This window comes from Mesorhizobium sp. M0954 (assembly GCF_040319155.1).
GTDB lineage: Bacteria > Pseudomonadota > Alphaproteobacteria > Rhizobiales > Rhizobiaceae > Mesorhizobium.
The window spans coordinates 140,080-156,768 of the sequence record NZ_JAMYNR010000012.1 but is presented as its reverse complement, the minus strand read 5'-3'; the positions used below and the strand labels follow the sequence as shown (position 1 = coordinate 156,768).

Here is a 16,689-nt window from a genome sequence, read left to right as displayed (position 1 = left end):
CTTTCGAATCCTCATGCATGCTCGACATGTAGGTGTTCGATGGACGATTTTAAGCCCTTCTGTTTAGCTGACAATATGGCTAGGTGGCCAAACTTGACCGATTTTTCAAATCGTGAAGACCGCAGGCCCCCGATTTCGAGCTGGCATGAAAAAACCCGGCCGCGCGTTCGCGACCGGGTCTGTCTTTGCAAGCCCAAGGGCCGGCTCGGAATGTTCGTCGAATTTACTTCGCCTTGGCGACGATCGATTCGAACGGCTTGTAAGCTTCCTTGGCGAGTTCGGCATAGAGATCGCCAAGCTTGGTGGCCTCGGTGACGAAGCTCTCATAGGACTGCTTGGCATAGTCGGACTGGATATCGATCGCCTTGTCCAGCGACTTGGCGGAAAAGAGCTTCTCGACAGCGGCGCTACCGGCTTCGAAGCTTTTCTTGGTGTACTCACCCGCCTCGGCGGCGATAGCCTGCGCCCCCTTGGACAGCGAGGCGAAGCTCTTCAATCCGGTGTCCGCAAATTCCTTGCCGTATTTGCTGAAATCTTCATAGGTCTGGGTCATTTCACGCATTCCCTTGAACGGTTGCCTTGGACGATAGACGCGGCTTGTCCGGGCCGCGTTGTGCAATGCGTGTAAATATATTGTGCAGTGCACAAAAGTCAAGATTCCCGCGGCAATGCGGATCGTGAGCTGCCGGCATTCGCTAAGATTCGAATAAAGAGAAGCTCAATCCCACAGAAAATGGTGAACGCGGCGGTTACCATAAACGGATTGGTAACGCTGCTTGCGTTAGCGTGGCCGGAGGTGAGGCAGGACCCTTTGCCGCCTCCAAGGCAACGGAAATTCAAAGGAACTATCAGTGCGTAAGGCGTTGTCGGGCTTCGTTTCCAAATCCGTGTCCCCCTTCAAAACGATCATGATCCTCGCCATGGCGATGAGCTTCGTCGTCGCGGACGCGGCTTCATCCATGGCGGCCAAGTCGGCGGCCATCGTCATCGATGCCAAGACCGGCAAGGTGCTTTATTCGTCGGATGCCGATGGCCGGCGCTATCCGGCTTCGCTTACCAAGATGATGACGCTCTATCTGACGTTCGAGGCGTTGGCGAAGGGCAGGATCAGCAAGAATTCCCCGGTCGTGTTCTCGGCCAATGCCGCTGCCGAACCGCCGACGAAGCTCGGCGTCAAGCGGGGCGGCTCGGTCACGGTCGAGACCGCGATCCTGTCGATGGTGACCAAATCGGCAAACGATTCCGCAACGGCGCTTGGCGAGACGCTCGGCGGCAACGAAGCCAATTTCGCCCGCATGATGACCGCCAAGGCGCGGGCGCTGGGCATGAGGGGAACCGTTTTCCGCAACGCCAACGGCTTGCCTGATCCCGGCCAGTTCACGACCGCGCGCGACATGGCGATGCTCGGCATCGCCCTGAGAGAGCATTTCCCGCAATATTACGGCTATTTCTCGCAGCGCTCCTTTCTTTACGGGCGGCAGCGCATCAACGGCCACAATCGTCTGCTCGGACGCATCAAGGGCGTCGACGGCATCAAGACCGGTTACACCCGCGCCTCCGGTTACAATCTGGTCTCCTCGGTCTCGGATGGCGATCGGCGCATCGTAGCGGTGGTCATGGGCGGCAGGTCCGGAGGCAGCCGCGACAGCCAGATGGCCGGGTTGATCAATGCCTACATGCCGCAGGCGTCGTCGCGCGGCGGCGGCGTGCTGATTGCCAAGGCCGGCGGCGGCAATCCGATTTCAGCCTTGGCCAAGGTGCTTCTACCGAAGCATGACGCGCCGACACCGGACAGTAAGCCGGACGACGATGCCGTTGCCTCTCTTGTCGAGGAAAATGCGCCCGTCGTTGTAGAGACCGCTCCGGTCGTTCAGGCCAAGAGGGTCAAGACGACGGCTGTGTCGACGGTGGACGACGTGGCGACAGCCCGGGTCGCCGCAGCCTATGCCGAACCGGCGGCAGAGGTCGATCCGGTCAGCACGGCGTCGGTGCCATCCGGCTGGGCAATACAGGTCGCCTCTTCGCCAAAACAGGCCGAAGCGAAGGCTTTCCTCGACAAAGCGACGAAGCAGGCGCCCTCCGTTCTGACCGATGCCTCCGGTTTCACCGTCGCCTTCGACAAGGACGGTGTCACCTACTACCGCGCCCGGTTCGGTGGTTTCGGTTCGAAGACGGCTGCCTGGAAAGCCTGCAACGCTTTGAAAAAGAAGAAGATCGAGTGCTACGCCGTCCAGCAGTAAGCGGCGCGCGAAACGATATCTGTCCCGAAGTTCTTGCGTCGAAGGAGACTAGTTGTGATTGGAGAGCAAGACGTCCTTGGCTTCATTGATCCGCGCCGCCAGGAAAGACGTGCCACCGATATCGGGGTGCAGGCGCTGCATCAGGCGGCGGTGCGCCTTGCGGACATCCGCCGCGGCAGCCCCCGCTTCAAGACCAAGGATCTTGTAGGCCTCCTCCTTAGTCATGGCGCCAGAACCTGGCGCAACACCCAGCCCTTCGCCACCATTCGCATCAGCGTCTTTGCGCCAGATGGGAAATCGGCCGTCAAGATACGTCTCTAGCAATTGGCGGCTCTCCGGATCGCCGGAGAGTTCGCGATAGAGTTGCTGCAATTCGGCAAGCCCCATCGAGCCAAGCATCTTGCCTTCATGGCGCCCGGCCAGCACAAGGCCTTCGAGGCCGCCGGTATCGTGATCGAGTTCCATCTCAAGCGCCGCCGTACGAACTGTCGAACGCTTGCCTGCCGCCAGTTTGGCTGCCGGCCGATTCATGCGCATGGAGCCGTACCAGGCGAGCGCAGCCGACAGGATCAAGCCCCCGATGCCCTCGCGCCCGACCAGCAGCACGGCGACGCCGACCAGCGCGAGCAGCACAGGTCCAAGCGTCCTCATGCCGCCTGCAAGCTTCGCCGGATCGGCGCGCAGGAAGATGGTGAGCATGCCGAGAAACACCAGAAGCAATGCTACGAAAGCGATAATCGCGCCCATCAGTTTCCGCCGCCCCGCATATGCTCGATCATCAGTCGGTCCTCCGGCCTACCCCGGGCCTCCAGTGCCTTCAGCCCGCCGGTCGCAAACACGGCGACGGACGAAAGCAGGCCGGCCAACGTCGCGGCAGCCCGCCGATCGAACCGGAACCAGGCCCCTTTCGACAGCCGCGCAATTTCCCTGAACGCCTTTTCCGCAGCGGCATCATGGCCCTCCTGAAAGACGAAGACAGGAACGCCGTGCAGACCGAGGCTGCCGGCCTTTTCGGCCAGATCATCTATGTTTTCTTCCATCGCGTCGCCGATATAGACCAGCGCGTTGACCTTGGCCGCCGCCGTCTGTTTCAGCGCGTGGGCGAGCACCTTGCCGATCTGGGTATGGCCGCTGCGGCAGTTGATGCGCGTCATCAGCTGTTTCAGAGCTGCGGTATCGGTGACGAATGCGGATGAGCGGCACTCGCCAAGGCCGCGAAAATAGACAAGTTGAACCTTGAGCGCCCCGGCCTTGCCGACGGCGTCGAACATCTCGGCCTGCAGCGCACAGGCGAGATCCCAGGTCGGCTGGCGGCTCATTGTCGCGTCGAGGGACAGGATCAGCCTGCCTGAACCGGTGGCGGATGCAGCGAGCGTCCTTGCCTGACGGAGAAACGCGTCGATCTCGCCGGTGCTCGATTGAGACTCGACCGGCGCAGGATTGGCCCTTGCAGGCACGGGCTGCTTCTTGTCGCTCATGACATTCAAGATGTGGCGTTGTTCCCCGGCTTGCAAGCCCAGATGAGGCGACCTGGAGGACCTGTGATGATGGCACCTGCGGACAGCGCTTCGGCTGGTGGTCTTGGCGTTTGCGTTTCTCGGCGTCAGAGCAGGCCGAGATCGGCAAGCTCACGCCTGAGCTTCGGCGGCATCTCGATCAGCCCGGCTTTGCCCTTGCCGAGATCGGCCGGCGCGTCCGCCGGCTTCAGGTAGCGCCACCCCTGGAATGCACGGCGCGGTTGCCAGTCAGTGCGCACGACCTCGGGATCGAGGATCAGATGGCAACGGCCGATGCCCTCGTCATCGGTGAAGGGCCGGATTTCGGTGATCAGCTGGCGGCATTGGACATTGCCCTTGATCACCCAGTAGAGCGAGCCGCCGTCGGTAATCTCGGCGCCACGCGTCGGCACCATGCGGGTGGTGTGGTAGTGCTCGGCCGGTTCGCCGGCGCGGCGCCGCTCGTCGAGACGGAAGGCAATCCACTCTTCCAGATCCTCGACGCTGTCACAGCCGACGCAAAGCTTTATGAGATTGAGAGACATCGTTTAAGGTTTAGTCCAGCACGCGAACGCGTCAACGGCCTGATCGACTTCTCCACAGTGGTGGTCCATGCCGCCAGATTGGCGCTCAGCACTCCACGACATTGACGGCCAATCCGCCAAGGCTGGTTTCCTTGTACTTTTCGTTCATGTCGAGGCCGGTCTGGCGCATCGTCTCGATCGCGGCATCGAGCGGCACGAAATGAACGCCGTCGCCCTTGATGGCCAGCGAAGCGGCGGTCACCGCCTTGACGGCACCAAGCGCGTTGCGCTCGATACACGGCACCTGCACCAGGCCGCCGACCGGATCGCAGGTCATGCCGAGATGATGTTCCAGCGCGATCTCGGCAGCATTCTCGACCTGCTCGGGCGTGCCGCCCATGACGGCGCACAATCCCGCCGCAGCCATTGCCGAAGCCGAACCGACCTCGCCCTGGCAGCCGACTTCCGCCCCCGAGATCGAAGCATTGGTTTTGATGATGCCGCCGACGGCCGCCGCCGTCAGCAGGAAATCGCGGATGCTGGGCTGGTCGGCTTCGGGATGGAAATGCAACCAGTAGCGCAGCACTGCGGGCAGAGTGCCGGCCGCCCCATTGGTTGGCGCGGTGACGACACGGCCGCCGGCAGCGTTCTCCTCATTGACCGCCATCGCATAGATCGACAGCCAGTCGTTGGCGAGCAGCGGGTTAGGCCGGTTCTGCTGCCATTGCTCCTGCAGCTTGTCGTGCAGCATCCGGGCACGGCGGCGCACCTTGAGTCCGCCCGGCATGATGCCGTCTTGCGACAGGCCGCGCTCGATGCAGCCCTTCATGGCGCTCCAGATGCCGTCGAGGCCGGCGTCGAGCTCCCCGCGCGACATCTGTGTCTCCTCGTTGACGCGCTTCATCTCGGCAATGGAAAGCCCGCTTTTCGCTGCCATGGACAGCATTTCGACGGCGTTCTTGAACGGATACGGAACCTTCTTGCCTTCGGTTGTCGCCGAGCCCCTCGCCTTGATCCGCTGCAGTTCTTCCTCGGACACTACGAAGCCGCCGCCGATCGAATAGTAGACGCGCCTCAGCAGCAACCGGTCGCCGGCATCATGGGCAGAAAACGCCATGCCATTGGCGTGACCCGGCAGCGGCGTCTTGCGATCCAGCACAAGATCCGTTGCCGGGTCGAAACGGTAGGACGGATGGCCGGGCGGCGAAATCCGCTTCTCGGCGGCGATGCCAGCGACGATGCCGTCTGCTAGGTCGGGATCCACCGTCTGCGGCGTCTGGCCGGCGAGGCCGAGCACCACGGCACGATCGGAGCCATGGCCGATGCCGGTATAGGCGAGCGAGCCATGCAGGCTGGCAGCGATCCGGTCGACCTTGGCGCCGGCCGGGCGCGGCCAGTCGTCTCCCGCAATCTCGTCGAGAAACCGCCGCGCGGCCGTCATCGGCCCCATCGTGTGCGAACTCGATGGGCCGATGCCGATCTTGAACAAGTCGAAAACCGAAAGGAACACGTGGGCGTTTTCTCCTGGGACCCTGTTGAGGTCTACATATAGGAATTCCCATCGTGTTTTCCGCTGTTTTGAAGATTGCGGCGCTGCGCCTGCCGACCTTGTTTGCTCCGGCAGCGACATTCCAGCTTCGGCCATCGAAGCGTTACTGCCGCCTGTGGTAAAAGCAACGCATGAGCGATTCCTTTCACCTATCGACGGCCGACCTTGCGGCGCTGGGGTTCTTCCTTACCGCGTGGGTGCTGCATACGCTCGCCGCCGATGGAATGCTGGTCAGCCGCATGTCGCTGACGAGGGCTATGAACACGCAGCGCGAGGCCTGGATGCGGACCATGGCCGAACGCGAGATCCGCATCGTCGACACCGCCATCATGAGCGGGCTGCAACAGGGGACCGCCTTCTTTGCCTCCAGTTCGCTGATTGCGATCGGCGGCTGTTTTGCCCTGCTCGGCGCCTCCGATCAGGTTCTGACCGTGCTGAGCGACCTGCCGTTTGGCGCCACGTCCTCACGCGCAGCCTTCCAGACGAAGGTGCTCGGGCTGGTGCTGATCCTGGCCTTTTCCTTCTTCAAATTCGGCTGGGCTTACCGGCTGTTCAACTATTGCTCGATCCTGATCGGCGCCGTGCCGATTCCGCATGGCGAGGCGTCGCGCAATCCGGTCACCGAAACGGCGGTGTGGCGTGCCGCGCGCATGAACATGTTGGCCGGAAAGCATTTCAATTCGGGCCTGCGCGGCGTGTTCTTCTCGATCGGCTATCTCGGCTGGTTCGTCGATCCCACGGTGTTCGTCCTGTCGACGCTGCTGCTCCTGGCGGTGCTGGTGCGCCGGCAGTTTTTCTCCGCGGCGCGACAAGCAGTGCTCGGTCAGCCGCCCGGCCCAACATCCGGCGCCGGAAAAGGCCGGTCTATCCGGCCTGACAGCCAGTAGGCAATCAGCCCGATCCATTCACGGGTCGCGATGGTTGTGGTCTGCAGTGCTTCGTTGGCATCCGTGCGGAACAGGCCGATGCCTTCCTTGCCGGAGGTGCGGTAGTCGACCGGCCACGGAACCGTCGGAAAGCCGGCTTTGTCGAACAGCGCCTTGGCGCGCGGCATGTGGAAGGCCGAGGTCACCAGCAGCCAGGTCTCGCCCGGTTTTGGCGTGATCAGTTGCTTGGTGAAGACCGCATTCTCGTAGGTGTTGCGTGATTTGCCCTCAAGGACCAGCCGATCGGCCGTCACGCCGAGCGCAGTGAACAGGCGTGGAGCTGTCGCCGCATCGCCCTCGTCTTCGCGGACCATTGCAATGGGGCCACCTGAAATGACGACCTTAGCTGTCGGAAAACGCAGTGCCAGCACCGCTGCCTCGACCATTCGATCGCCACTGGCGTTGAGTTCATAGCCGCTGCGGACGAAGTTGATGGCGCTCTCCATACCGCCGCCGAGCACAATGATTCCGTCAACTCGTTCCGGCAGGGCTGGCCTAGGGAAACGCTCCTCGAGCGGATTAAGCATCACTGCGCCGAGCGAGGTCCACGCCGAGAGTCCAAGGACAAGGAATGCCAGCACGCTGCCGGTGGCAAACAGCCTCTTGCGCCCGACCAATGCCGCAAGCAATCCAGCCAGCAGCAGGATGATCGCGAGATTAAGCGGCTGGACGAAGAGCCACAGAACCTTGGAGACATAGAAGAACATCCCTCACCCCTCAGATGAGAAACGATCCTACCACCATTTTTCCGGCTGAAATGTGCCGGCCGCCTGTTCGATGACGTGGGCGGTCTGGAACAGCGTCTCCTCGTCGAAAGGCCGGCCGATCAGCTGCAGGCCGAGCGGCAGCCCCTTGGCGTCGAGCCCGGCTGGAACCGCTATGCCTGGCAAGCCGGCCATGTTCACCGTCACCGTAAAAATGTCATTGAGATACATCTTGACCGGGTCGGCGGCCATGTCCTCGTCGGCGATGCCGAAGGCAGCGGAAGGCGTTGCCGGCGTCAGGATGACGTCGACGCCTGCTGCAAATACATTTTCGAAGTCACGCTTGATCAGGGTTCGAACTTTCTGCGCCTGCAGATAGTAGGCATCGTAATAGCCGGCGGAAAGCACATAGGTGCCTATCATGATGCGGCGCTTGACCTCCCGCCCGAAGCCGGCGGCGCGGGTCTTTTCATACATGTCGACAATGTCCTTGCCGGGCACGCGCAAGCCATAGCGGACGCCGTCGTAACGGGCGAGGTTGGACGAGGCTTCGGCCGGCGCCACGATGTAATAGGCCGGCAGCGCGTATTTTGTGTGCGGTAGCGAGATATCGACGATCTCGGCGCCGGCATCCCGCAGCCAGGCAATGCCTTTCTGCCACAGCGCCTCGATCTCCGCGGGCATGTCGTCGACACGATATTCCTTTGGGATGCCGACCTTCATGCCTTTGATCGGGCGGCCGATCGCCGCCTCGTAGTCCGGCACCGGCAGGTCGACGGACGTCGTGTCCTTCGGGTCGACCGAAGCCATCGACTTCAACAGGATCGCGGCATCGCGGACGTCGCGCGCGATCGGCCCGGCCTGGTCGAGCGAAGAGGCGAAAGCTACGATCCCCCAGCGCGAGCAGCGGCCATAGGTCGGCTTGATGCCGACTGTGCCAGTGAAGGCGGCGGGCTGGCGGATCGAGCCGCCGGTGTCGGTGGCGGTGGCGCCGGCGCACAGGAAGGCCGAGACCGCTGATGCCGAGCCTCCGGACGAACCGCCCGGCACCAGTTGGGCATTGTCCAACGTGCGCGCGGTCCTGGTGCCGCCCGCCGAAACGAAGCCGCCCTCGCCCTGATGTGTCGTCGGCATCACAACCGTGTCGAGGCGCGAACGCCGCCACGGGTTGATGACCGGCCCGTAATGCGAGGTCTCGTTGGACGAGCCCATGGCGAACTCGTCCATGTTGAGCTTGCCGAGCATGACGGCACCATCCGCCCACAGATTGGCGGTGACCGTCGATTCGTAGCGCGGCTTGAAGCCGTCCAGCACATGGCTGCAGGCCTGGGTGTGGACGCCTTCGGTGCCGAACAAATCCTTGATGCCGAGCGGGATACCCTCGAGCGACCCGCCCTCGCCCTTGGCCAGTTTCGCGTCGGAGGTCTTGGCCATGTCGCGCGCCTTGTCGTCGGTGACCACGACGTAGGCATTGAGCGCCGGATTGGCTCGCTCGACCGCCGATAGATAAGCCTCGGTGATTTCGGTGGCTGTGATCTCTCTGGAGCGCAATTTGGTGCGGGCCTGCGAAATCGTCAGCTGGGTAAGGTCGCTCATCAGGCAAGGCTCTTTTCGTAAAACACCGACCACTCGGAATCGGGATAATTCAGCACCGGCCCGCAACGCGAAAAACCGGCGCGTTCGTAGACGGTCCAGGCGGCGGGATGACGGTCGCCCGTCTCCAGAACCAGACGCTTAAGCCCTTCTTGGCGCGCCAGCGCCTCGATACGCTCGACAATCTTCGCGCCGATCTTGCGGCCGCGATGCGAAGGTCGCGTATACATGCGCTTGACCTCGCCGACGACAGCATCGTGGCGCTTCAGTGCGCCGCAACCGATGGCAAGGCCGTTGTCGCGGGCGATGAAGACGGTCGTGTCGCGGTCCGCCATCTGCTCGACCGTCAAATGGTAGCAATGCTCCGGCGGCGTCAGCTCCAGCAATGTGGCGTTGAGCTCCTCGACCAGCCCACGCACATCGTCCTGCAGCGGCGTCTCAGCCGCGATGTCGATTGCCATCGGCCTGCTACTCCACGACCTTCGGCACAAGGAAGAAATTTTCTTCGGTCGCCGGTGCATTGGCGACGATGTCGGCTGCCTTGCCGCCGTCGGTGACGACGTCCTGGCGCTTTTTCATTGCCATCGGCGTGACCGAGGTCATCGGCTCGACGCCGGAAACATCGACCTCGTTCAACTGCTCGACAAAGCCCAAAATGGCGTTCAATTCGCCGGTCATGCGCTCTGCATCCTCCTCGCTCACCGCAATACGGGCAAGATGCGCGACGCGCTTCACAGTTTTTATATCAACGGACATGTTTGTGCCTCTGGAAAACCAGCGCTATAGCGGCGCGGCGCGTGCCACGCAACATGCATCGTGCCTTCAACTGCCCTATGGCATCGCCACGCCGTCGCAGAGGAAATAACTGCCGCCGTTGCCGCTCTGCTCGCCTTCGTCGGCGGCAGGCCGAACCGATACCAGGTCGATCTGCTTCGGGCTCATCTGTGTCAGTGAGAGAACATCGGGAAAGACGTAGCCCGGCTCCTGGCATATAGCGGTCACCGCCCAGCTCGGTGAGCGTGTCGCTTTGGTGATCTGCAGGAATTCACAATTATATTCGATGCTTTCCAGGCCATTTGCCGACAGCACGATATTGCCGCCCTCGATCACCGTCTGCAGCGTATCCTTTTTGGCCTGCGCGCAGAGGTCCTCCGATTGCAGATAGACGCCCTCGATGAAATTTTCCGCGGCCAGCGTCGGCGACGCGGCAACCAGCATTGAAATGCAAAGAGAATTTCTCAAGCGCATCGTATCGTTCCGGACCGGCTTTCTTTACAGCGTAATCGTCTCGCCGATCTTCGGCAACGCAACTTTCACACCCGATCCATCCAGCCCGGCCACGAATTTGTCGGCAGTCTGATCGATCATCGGAAATGTGCCGAAGTGAGCGGGAACGACCGTCTCGAACTTGAAGAAACGCTGGCAGGCAAGGGCTGCTACCGCGCCACCCATGGTGAAGCGGTCGCCGATCGGCACGATGCCGATCTTCGGTTCGTGCAACTCGTTGATCAGCGCCATGTCGGAAAAAATGTCGGTGTCGCCCATATGATAAAGCGTCTTGTCCTCGGGAAAGTGCAGGACGAGCCCGCCCGGATTGCCGAGATAGGTATTCTGGCCACCCTCGCCCGGAAAGGACGATGAATGCAGAGCCTGAACGAAGGTGGTGGTGAAGCCGCCGCAATCGACGGTGCCGCCGATATTGCCGGGATTGATCTGCTTGTCACCGACACCCTTGCCGACCAGGTACATGCAAATCTCGAAATTGGCGACCAGCATCGCGCCGCTCTTCTTGAGCACTTCGACGGCGCCGCTGATGTGGTCACTGTGGCCATGGGTGAGCAACACGTGCGTGATCCCTTCGGCCGGCCCTTCCCAGCCGCCCGCCCATGACGGATTGCCGACCAGATAGGGGTCGATGAGGATTTTCGCGCCTTCGATTTCGATTCTGAATGCCGAATGTCCGTACCAGGTCAGTTTCATCAATGCTTTCCTCGATTTTTGCTTCGGTAGAGGATAGAACGCCGACGGCGAAATTAAAGTGCCGCGCACGCTTTGCGCGTATAGGACGTGCGGCGTCGCGGTCAAAGGAAAAGCCGTTGGGCATCATCACCATCGAGGAGTTGCCGGCCCGGCTGGGCGGCGGCAAGACCCTGGCCGGTCTCGACCTTGGCGACAAAACGATCGGCGTGGCGGTTTCGGACCGCGGCTTGTCGTTCGCGCACCCGCGCCCCGTCATCATGCGCAGGAAATTCTCGCTCGATGCCGCAGTGCTGCTCGCCCTATTGCAGAAGGAGAATGCCGGCGCCGTGGCAATCGGCCTCCCCATCAACATGGACGGCTCGGAAGGCCCGCGCGCCCAAAAATCCCGCGCTTTCGTCCGCAACATGGCTGGATTGACCGATCTGCCGTTCGTCTTTTGGGACGAAAGGCTGTCGACGGTGGCGGCCGAGCGAACACTGATCGAGATGGATTTTTCCCGCAAGAAACGCGCCGGCAAGATCGATTCAGCGGCGGCCGCTTTCATCCTCCAGGGCGTTCTCGACCGGCTTCAGGCGCTCGGCGTCGATGCCTGGTCGAAATAGCGGTTGCGCATCGCCGTGATCCAGCCACCAATCGTCTTGCGGCGGCGAAATGCCCAGAACGCCACCAGCAGCACGCCGTCGAATACGCAAGCTTTCGCCACCATGCCCGGAATGAGCGCCGGATCGACGCCCAGCATCTGTCCATAGAGCTGGAAGACGAGATCGTGTAATTGGCGGCTCAGCATGACATAGCCGAAATTGATGTCGTTGAGCGACAGAAAGAACCAGCCCCAAAACAAGAGGAGCGGAGCCGCCCACAGCGCGAACAAGGTGCGCATCAGCGGTCATCCCTCGAATCCAGCCGGCCGGAAATGCGGGCAAGCGAGGAATTATGCGCCGCTGCCTTGGCCATGACATGCGCGGCCGCTCGGATTTCGCCGGTCCCTGGAACTGCCGCGGCAACGGTCGACCGCCGCTCCGCGAGCACCGCGACATAGGACGCCAGAAGTGCCGCCAATTGCACCGCGACAATCATGAACAGCCCATTGATGCCTTGCGCGGCGCCGCCGATGACGATCAGCGACAGCACGCCTAAGGCGGAAATGAAGGCGATTCGCATGACGCTGTCGGCGGGATCCGGGTTGGTCGTGTCGCTGGTCAGTGCTTCAACAAAGGCCCAGCAGAACAGCACCGCGACGACAAGCAGTGCCACGGCGAGCGGCGCCACGACGACGGCGTTTTCGAGATCGGCAAATCGAGTGTTCTGGACGGGAACGCCCAGTACGCCAAGGGCCGTCGCCACGCCTCGATTCCCGTCGATGCAAATGAACGCCAGCAGGGCGAAAACGGCCGCCCAATGCAATGCCAGAAAAGAGCTCAGAATATGCCGCATGACGCTCCTGCTTCGCAGGGCAAAGCCGCTCAAGCTGAACAATCCTTGCCTTAACCATAACACTGGGCTTTGCCACCGGCCGCCGCAATGGAAACCATTCGTTAAGGTTAACGGCCATCCAAAGGCTCGCGAGAGCGGCTGCGAATTGGGCGACGGCCCTTAGTTGATCGGCGGGTAGAGCGTATCGATGATCATGCGCGCATCATGGCGGGAATCGATCATGCCATAGGTATTGCGCCACTGGCCGGCGAGGCGCGTTTCGACGAAGGCGTCGGCGATCCGCCCTGCCCCGAGCCTGCGAAGCTCTGCCGCCGCCGCCGACAATGCCAATTGCTCGGTCAAGAGCCGCGCCGAGCCCTCGTCGGTTGCAGCGACCTGCATTGCCGCCTTGAGCACGCCGACGGTGCCGCGTCCGCCGGCGCCGAGATCGCGGTCGATGCCGGCCAGCACGTCATCGAACAGGCCGGGTGCACGCCCCAGCACACGTAGCACGTCGAGCGCCATGACGTTGCCGGATCCCTCCCAGATCGCGTTGACCGGAGCTTCGCGATAGTAGCGGGCGAGCGGCCCCTCCTCGACATAGCCATTGCCGCCGAGGCACTCCATCGCTTCATAGAGCAGCGGCGGCGCAATCTTGCAGACCCAGTATTTGACGACCGGCGTCATGGCGCGCGCGAAGGCCGCCTCGCCGCGGTCGCCGGCCGCCTCGTCGAAGGAGCGCGCCAGCCGGAACGACAGCGCGGTAGCGGCGGCAACGTCGAGCGCCATATCGGCCAGCACACGCTGCATCAGCGGCTGCTCGACCAGATTGGTTCCAAACACCTTGCGGTGACGCGTGTGGTGGACGGCCTCGGCCAGTCCGGCCCGCATGATCGCCGATGAGGCGACGGCACAGTCGAGCCGCGTCAGGGTCACCATGTCCATGATCGTCTTCACGCCCGCGCCCGGCTCGCCGACCATCTCGCCGATAGCGTTGACGAATTCCACCTCCGACGAGGCATTGGAGCGGTTGCCGAGCTTGTCCTTCAGCCGCTGAAAGCGGAAGCCGTTGCCGGATCCGTCGCCGAGCAGGCGGGGAACAAGAAAGCACGACAGTCCCTCCGGCGCCTGTCCGAGCACCAGGAAGGCATCCGACATCGGCGCCGACATGAACCATTTGTGGCCGGTCAGGCGATAAAACCCGCTGCCCGCGCGCTCCGCCCTGGTGACGTTGGCGCGGACATCGGTGCCGCCTTGCTTCTCGGTCATGCCCATGCCGAGTGTCAGCCCGGCTTTTTCGACCGGCGGCTTTTGGCTTTGATCGTATTTGCGCGTCGTCACCCGGGGCGCCCATTCGCGAAACAGCTTCGGGCTGGCCATCAGCGCCGCCAGCGAAGCGCTGGTCATGGTGATCGGGCAGAGATGCCCGGTCTCGAGCTCAGCCGTGAGGTAAAAGCGCGCGGCGCGCACCTGATGGCGGCGGCCTATCTCGGCATCGCCATTCTCCCAGACCGACGAATGCAGCCCGTTGGCGACTGAGCGGCGCATCAGTGCGTGATAGGCGGGGTGAAACTCGACCTGGTCGATGCGCCGGCCCTGGCGGTCGTGGGTCCTGAGCTTCGGCGTCTCGACATTGGCAAGACGGGCCAGTTCCTGCGCCTCATGGGTCAGAACGAAACGGCCAAGCCCGTCGAGGTCCTTGCGCACCGGATCGGAAAAGCGCTCGGCTAGCTGGATCAGCAACGGATCGCCCCGCCAGGCGTTGCCGCCGGCCAGCGGCGGCGGCTGGTTGGTCACGTCGTCGGTCACGCTTCGTCCTTATCACCTGAAGTCTGCGAATCCAAAGTCATCGCGGTTTATAGCCTATGGCCGGCGGCGCGCGACGAAAATACCGGGGAGAACCAATCCAATCCCAAGCCAGTGCTTGCAGCCGCGGAGCCTCCCCCCTATAGCAGCGACTTGAGATGACCGACGCATCGTCCCTGCCACTTTATCCCCACCGCCATCTTCTGGGCATCCGCGACCTTTCCCCTGCCGACATCGAGCTTCTGCTCGACCGGGCGGACAGGGCCGTTGCCATCTCGCGGCAGTCGGACAAGAAGACATCGACGCTGCGCGGCCGCACTCAAATCAATCTCTTCTACGAAGCCTCGACCCGTACGCAATCGTCATTCGAGCTGGCCGGCAAACGGCTCGGCGCCGACGTCATGAACATGTCCGTAGCGAGTTCGTCGGTGAAAAAGGGCGAGACGCTGATCGATACGGCGATGACGCTGAATGCCATGCGTCCCGACATATTGATCATCCGCCATCAATCGGCCGGCGCGGCAGCACTTCTTGCCCAAAAAGTCGGCTGTTCGGTGGTCAATGCCGGCGACGGCGCCCATGAGCACCCTACCCAGGCGCTGCTCGACGCACTGACCATCCGCCGTGTCAAGGGTCCGCTCTCGAAGCTGATCGTGGCGATCTGCGGCGACATCCTGCATTCGCGCGTGGCCCGCTCCAACATCATCCTGCTCAACGCGCTTGGTGCCCAGGTCAGGGTCGTCGCCCCTTCGACGCTTTTGCCCGCCGGCATCGAGAAGATGGGCGTCATCGTCACACGTTCCATGGCCGAGGGTCTGAAGGACGCCGACGTGGTAATGATGCTGCGCCTGCAGCGCGAACGCATGGAAGGCGCTTTCGTACCGTCGGTGCGCGAATATTTCCGCTATTTCGGCCTCGACGCGGAGAAGCTGAAGGCGGCCAAGGACGGTGCGCTGGTCATGCATCCCGGCCCGATGAACCGCGGCGTCGAGATCGCCTCCGAGATCGCCGACGGCCCGCAAAGCGTTATCCAGGAACAGGTTGAGATGGGCGTCGCCGTGCGCATGGCGGTTATGGAAGCGCTGCTCGACCCCCGTCGAAATCACGAGGGCCGCGCCTAATGAGCATTACGGTCTTCCGCCGGGCCCACATCGTCGACCCGTCGCGCGGCATCGATGAGGTCGGCACCGTCATCGTTGAAGGCCGCAAAATCGTTGCCGCCGGCAAGGCGGCCTTGAACCAGGGCGCGCCCGACGGCGCCACCATCATCGACTGCGCCGGCAAGACTATCATCCCCGGATTGATCGACGCGCGCGTCTTCATCGGCGAACCCGGCGGCGAACACCGGGAGACCATTGCTTCGGCGAGCATCGCTGCGGCGGCCGGCGGCGTCACCTCAATCGTCATGATGCCCGATACCGACCCGGTGATCGACAATGTCGCACTGGTCGAGTTCGTGCTGCGCACCGCCAAGGACACCGCCATCGTCAACATCTTGCCGGCAGCAGCGATCACCAAGGGGCTGGAAGGCCGCGAGATGACCGAATTCGGCCTGCTGCGCGAGGCCGGCGCGGTCGCCTTCACCGATGGCCGGCATTCTATTGCCAGCGCGCTGGTGATGCGCCGCGCGCTGACCTATGCGCGCGATTTCGGTGGCGTCATCGCGCATGAAACCCAAGACGCCGACCTCGCTTCGGCCGGCGTGATGAACGAAGGCCTTTACGCAAGCTGGCTTGGCCTTGCCGGCATTCCGCGCGAAGCCGAATCGATCGCCTTGGAGCGCGATCTCGCGTTGGCTCGCCTGACCGGCGGCGCCTATCACGCTGCCAAGATTTCGACGGCTATGGCGGCAAGCGCGGTAGCACGCGCGAAAGCCGATGGCGCCAATGTCACATCAGGCGTGTCGATCCACAATCTGTCGCTCAACGAGAATGATGTCGGCGAGTACCGCACCTTCTTCCGGCTGACGCCGCCGCTGCGCGCCGAGGAAGACCGGCTGGCGATGATCGAAGCGATCAAGGACGGCACCATCGACCTCATCGTCTCCTCCCACGACCCGCAGGACGTCGACACCAAGCGCCTGCCCTTTGCCGATGCCGCGGCCGGCGCCATCGGGCTGGAAACGCTGCTAGGCGCAGCGCTGCGGCTCTATCACAATGGCGACGTGACGCTGCTCCGGCTGGTCGAGACACTGTCGACCGCGCCGGCAAGATTGTTCGGCCTGCCCGGCGGCACGCTGAAACCGGGGGCATTGGCCGACCTTGCGCTCGTCGATCTGGACGAGCCATGGGTCGTCAGCGAGAGCGGCATCCGCTCACGCTCGAAAAACACCTGTTTCGAAGGCGCACGACTGCAAGGCAAGGTCTTGCAAACGATGGTGGCGGGCCGCACAGTGTTTTCGGCCTAGGACGAAAACAGGCGTCACGGCTTAAAATCCGCTCAGCCAAGGAAAGTTCGG

At 62.6% G+C, this 16,689-nt stretch carries 19 protein-coding genes; 5 read left to right on the top strand and 14 right to left on the bottom strand.

The window, feature by feature from the left end; all coding sequences use genetic code 11:
- Positions 1 to 223: 223 nt before the first annotated feature.
- Entirely contained in the window at positions 224 to 553 is a 330-nt protein-coding gene (locus tag NKH93_RS18480; protein WP_352471661.1) for a phasin family protein, read from the bottom strand.
- Positions 554 to 851: 298 nt separating this feature from the next.
- On the opposite strand from NKH93_RS18480, the gene NKH93_RS18475 reads away from it, so the two are divergent.
- A complete protein-coding gene (locus NKH93_RS18475; RefSeq protein ID WP_352971278.1) occupies positions 852 to 2,240 on the top strand; it encodes a D-alanyl-D-alanine carboxypeptidase in 1,389 nt (462 codons plus the stop codon).
- Positions 2,241 to 2,288: 48 nt separating this feature from the next.
- Here the strand turns inward: NKH93_RS18475 and NKH93_RS18470 are convergent, their stop codons facing one another.
- The 4 genes from NKH93_RS18470 to NKH93_RS18455 form a co-directional block, all read right to left on the bottom strand.
- The gene (locus NKH93_RS18470) at positions 2,289 to 2,987 is read right to left on the bottom strand and encodes a DnaJ domain-containing protein (RefSeq protein ID WP_352471663.1); all 699 of its coding nucleotides are present in this window, start codon (positions 2,985 to 2,987) and stop codon (positions 2,289 to 2,291) included.
- Complete coding sequence (locus NKH93_RS18465; RefSeq protein ID WP_352971276.1) at positions 2,987 to 3,718, bottom strand: vWA domain-containing protein; 732 nt, start codon at positions 3,716 to 3,718, stop codon at positions 2,987 to 2,989. The genes NKH93_RS18470 and NKH93_RS18465 overlap by 1 nt, the downstream gene beginning before the upstream one ends.
- Before the next feature lie 125 nt (positions 3,719 to 3,843).
- Positions 3,844 to 4,281 (bottom strand): DUF1489 family protein, encoded by a 438-nt coding sequence (locus tag NKH93_RS18460; protein WP_352466463.1) that lies wholly within the window; start codon positions 4,279 to 4,281, stop codon positions 3,844 to 3,846.
- A gap of 85 nt (positions 4,282 to 4,366) precedes the next feature.
- A complete protein-coding gene (locus tag NKH93_RS18455; protein ID WP_352816524.1) occupies positions 4,367 to 5,770 on the bottom strand; it encodes an L-serine ammonia-lyase in 1,404 nt (467 codons plus the stop codon).
- 170 nt (positions 5,771 to 5,940) lie between these two features.
- Here NKH93_RS18455 and NKH93_RS18450 point away from each other — a divergent pair, with 170 nt between their 5' ends.
- Positions 5,941 to 6,696, top strand: a complete 756-nt coding sequence (locus NKH93_RS18450) for a DUF599 domain-containing protein (RefSeq protein ID WP_352971273.1) — start codon at positions 5,941 to 5,943, stop codon at positions 6,694 to 6,696.
- On the opposite strand, the gene NKH93_RS18445 is transcribed toward NKH93_RS18450, so the two are convergent.
- The 6 genes from NKH93_RS18445 to NKH93_RS18420 form a co-directional block, all read right to left on the bottom strand.
- A complete protein-coding gene (locus tag NKH93_RS18445; protein WP_352766619.1) occupies positions 6,633 to 7,442 on the bottom strand; it encodes a YdcF family protein in 810 nt (269 codons plus the stop codon). The two genes, NKH93_RS18450 and NKH93_RS18445, sit on opposite strands and share 64 nt — an antisense overlap.
- Before the next feature lie 27 nt (positions 7,443 to 7,469).
- A complete protein-coding gene (locus tag NKH93_RS18440) occupies positions 7,470 to 9,035 on the bottom strand; it encodes an amidase (protein ID WP_352971270.1) in 1,566 nt (521 codons plus the stop codon).
- A complete protein-coding gene (locus NKH93_RS18435; protein WP_352471668.1) occupies positions 9,035 to 9,493 on the bottom strand; it encodes a GNAT family N-acetyltransferase in 459 nt (152 codons plus the stop codon). Before NKH93_RS18435 ends, NKH93_RS18440 begins: the two co-directional genes overlap by 1 nt.
- 7 nt (positions 9,494 to 9,500) lie before the next feature.
- Positions 9,501 to 9,788, bottom strand: coding sequence for an Asp-tRNA(Asn)/Glu-tRNA(Gln) amidotransferase subunit GatC (gatC, locus tag NKH93_RS18430; RefSeq protein ID WP_023674910.1), 288 nt, complete (start codon positions 9,786 to 9,788; stop codon positions 9,501 to 9,503).
- Positions 9,789 to 9,863: 75 nt separating this feature from the next.
- A complete protein-coding gene (locus tag NKH93_RS18425) occupies positions 9,864 to 10,280 on the bottom strand; it encodes a hypothetical protein (RefSeq protein WP_352471669.1) in 417 nt (138 codons plus the stop codon).
- Positions 10,281 to 10,304: 24 nt separating this feature from the next.
- Positions 10,305 to 11,012, bottom strand: a complete 708-nt coding sequence (locus NKH93_RS18420; RefSeq protein ID WP_352471670.1) for a metal-dependent hydrolase — start codon at positions 11,010 to 11,012, stop codon at positions 10,305 to 10,307.
- Between the two features lie 116 nt (positions 11,013 to 11,128).
- Here NKH93_RS18420 and ruvX point away from each other — a divergent pair, with 116 nt between their 5' ends.
- Positions 11,129 to 11,614: a Holliday junction resolvase RuvX gene (gene ruvX / locus NKH93_RS18415; RefSeq protein WP_352471671.1), complete on the top strand. Its 486-nt coding sequence runs from the start codon at positions 11,129 to 11,131 to the stop codon at positions 11,612 to 11,614.
- Here the strand turns inward: ruvX and NKH93_RS18410 are convergent.
- From NKH93_RS18410 to NKH93_RS18400, 3 genes are all read right to left on the bottom strand, one after another.
- Positions 11,581 to 11,892, bottom strand: coding sequence for a DUF6105 family protein (locus NKH93_RS18410; RefSeq protein WP_352471672.1), 312 nt, complete (start codon positions 11,890 to 11,892; stop codon positions 11,581 to 11,583). The genes ruvX and NKH93_RS18410 overlap by 34 nt on opposite strands.
- Entirely contained in the window at positions 11,892 to 12,446 is a 555-nt protein-coding gene (locus NKH93_RS18405) for a hypothetical protein (RefSeq protein WP_352971267.1), read from the bottom strand. Before NKH93_RS18405 ends, NKH93_RS18410 begins: the two co-directional genes overlap by 1 nt.
- Positions 12,447 to 12,605: 159 nt before the next feature.
- Entirely contained in the window at positions 12,606 to 14,234 is a 1,629-nt protein-coding gene (locus NKH93_RS18400; RefSeq protein WP_352971264.1) for a DNA alkylation response protein, read from the bottom strand.
- A 155-nt stretch (positions 14,235 to 14,389) separates the two neighbouring features.
- Here NKH93_RS18400 and NKH93_RS18395 point away from each other — a divergent pair, with 155 nt between their 5' ends.
- Together NKH93_RS18395 and NKH93_RS18390 are read left to right on the top strand one after the other, a co-directional pair.
- Positions 14,390 to 15,352: an aspartate carbamoyltransferase catalytic subunit gene (locus tag NKH93_RS18395; RefSeq protein WP_352448791.1), complete on the top strand. Its 963-nt coding sequence runs from the start codon at positions 14,390 to 14,392 to the stop codon at positions 15,350 to 15,352.
- On the top strand, positions 15,352 to 16,638 hold the full coding sequence (locus tag NKH93_RS18390) for a dihydroorotase (RefSeq protein ID WP_352971261.1): 1,287 nt from the start codon (positions 15,352 to 15,354) through the stop codon (positions 16,636 to 16,638). Before NKH93_RS18395 ends, NKH93_RS18390 begins: the two co-directional genes overlap by 1 nt.
- Positions 16,639 to 16,689 lie beyond the last annotated feature (51 nt).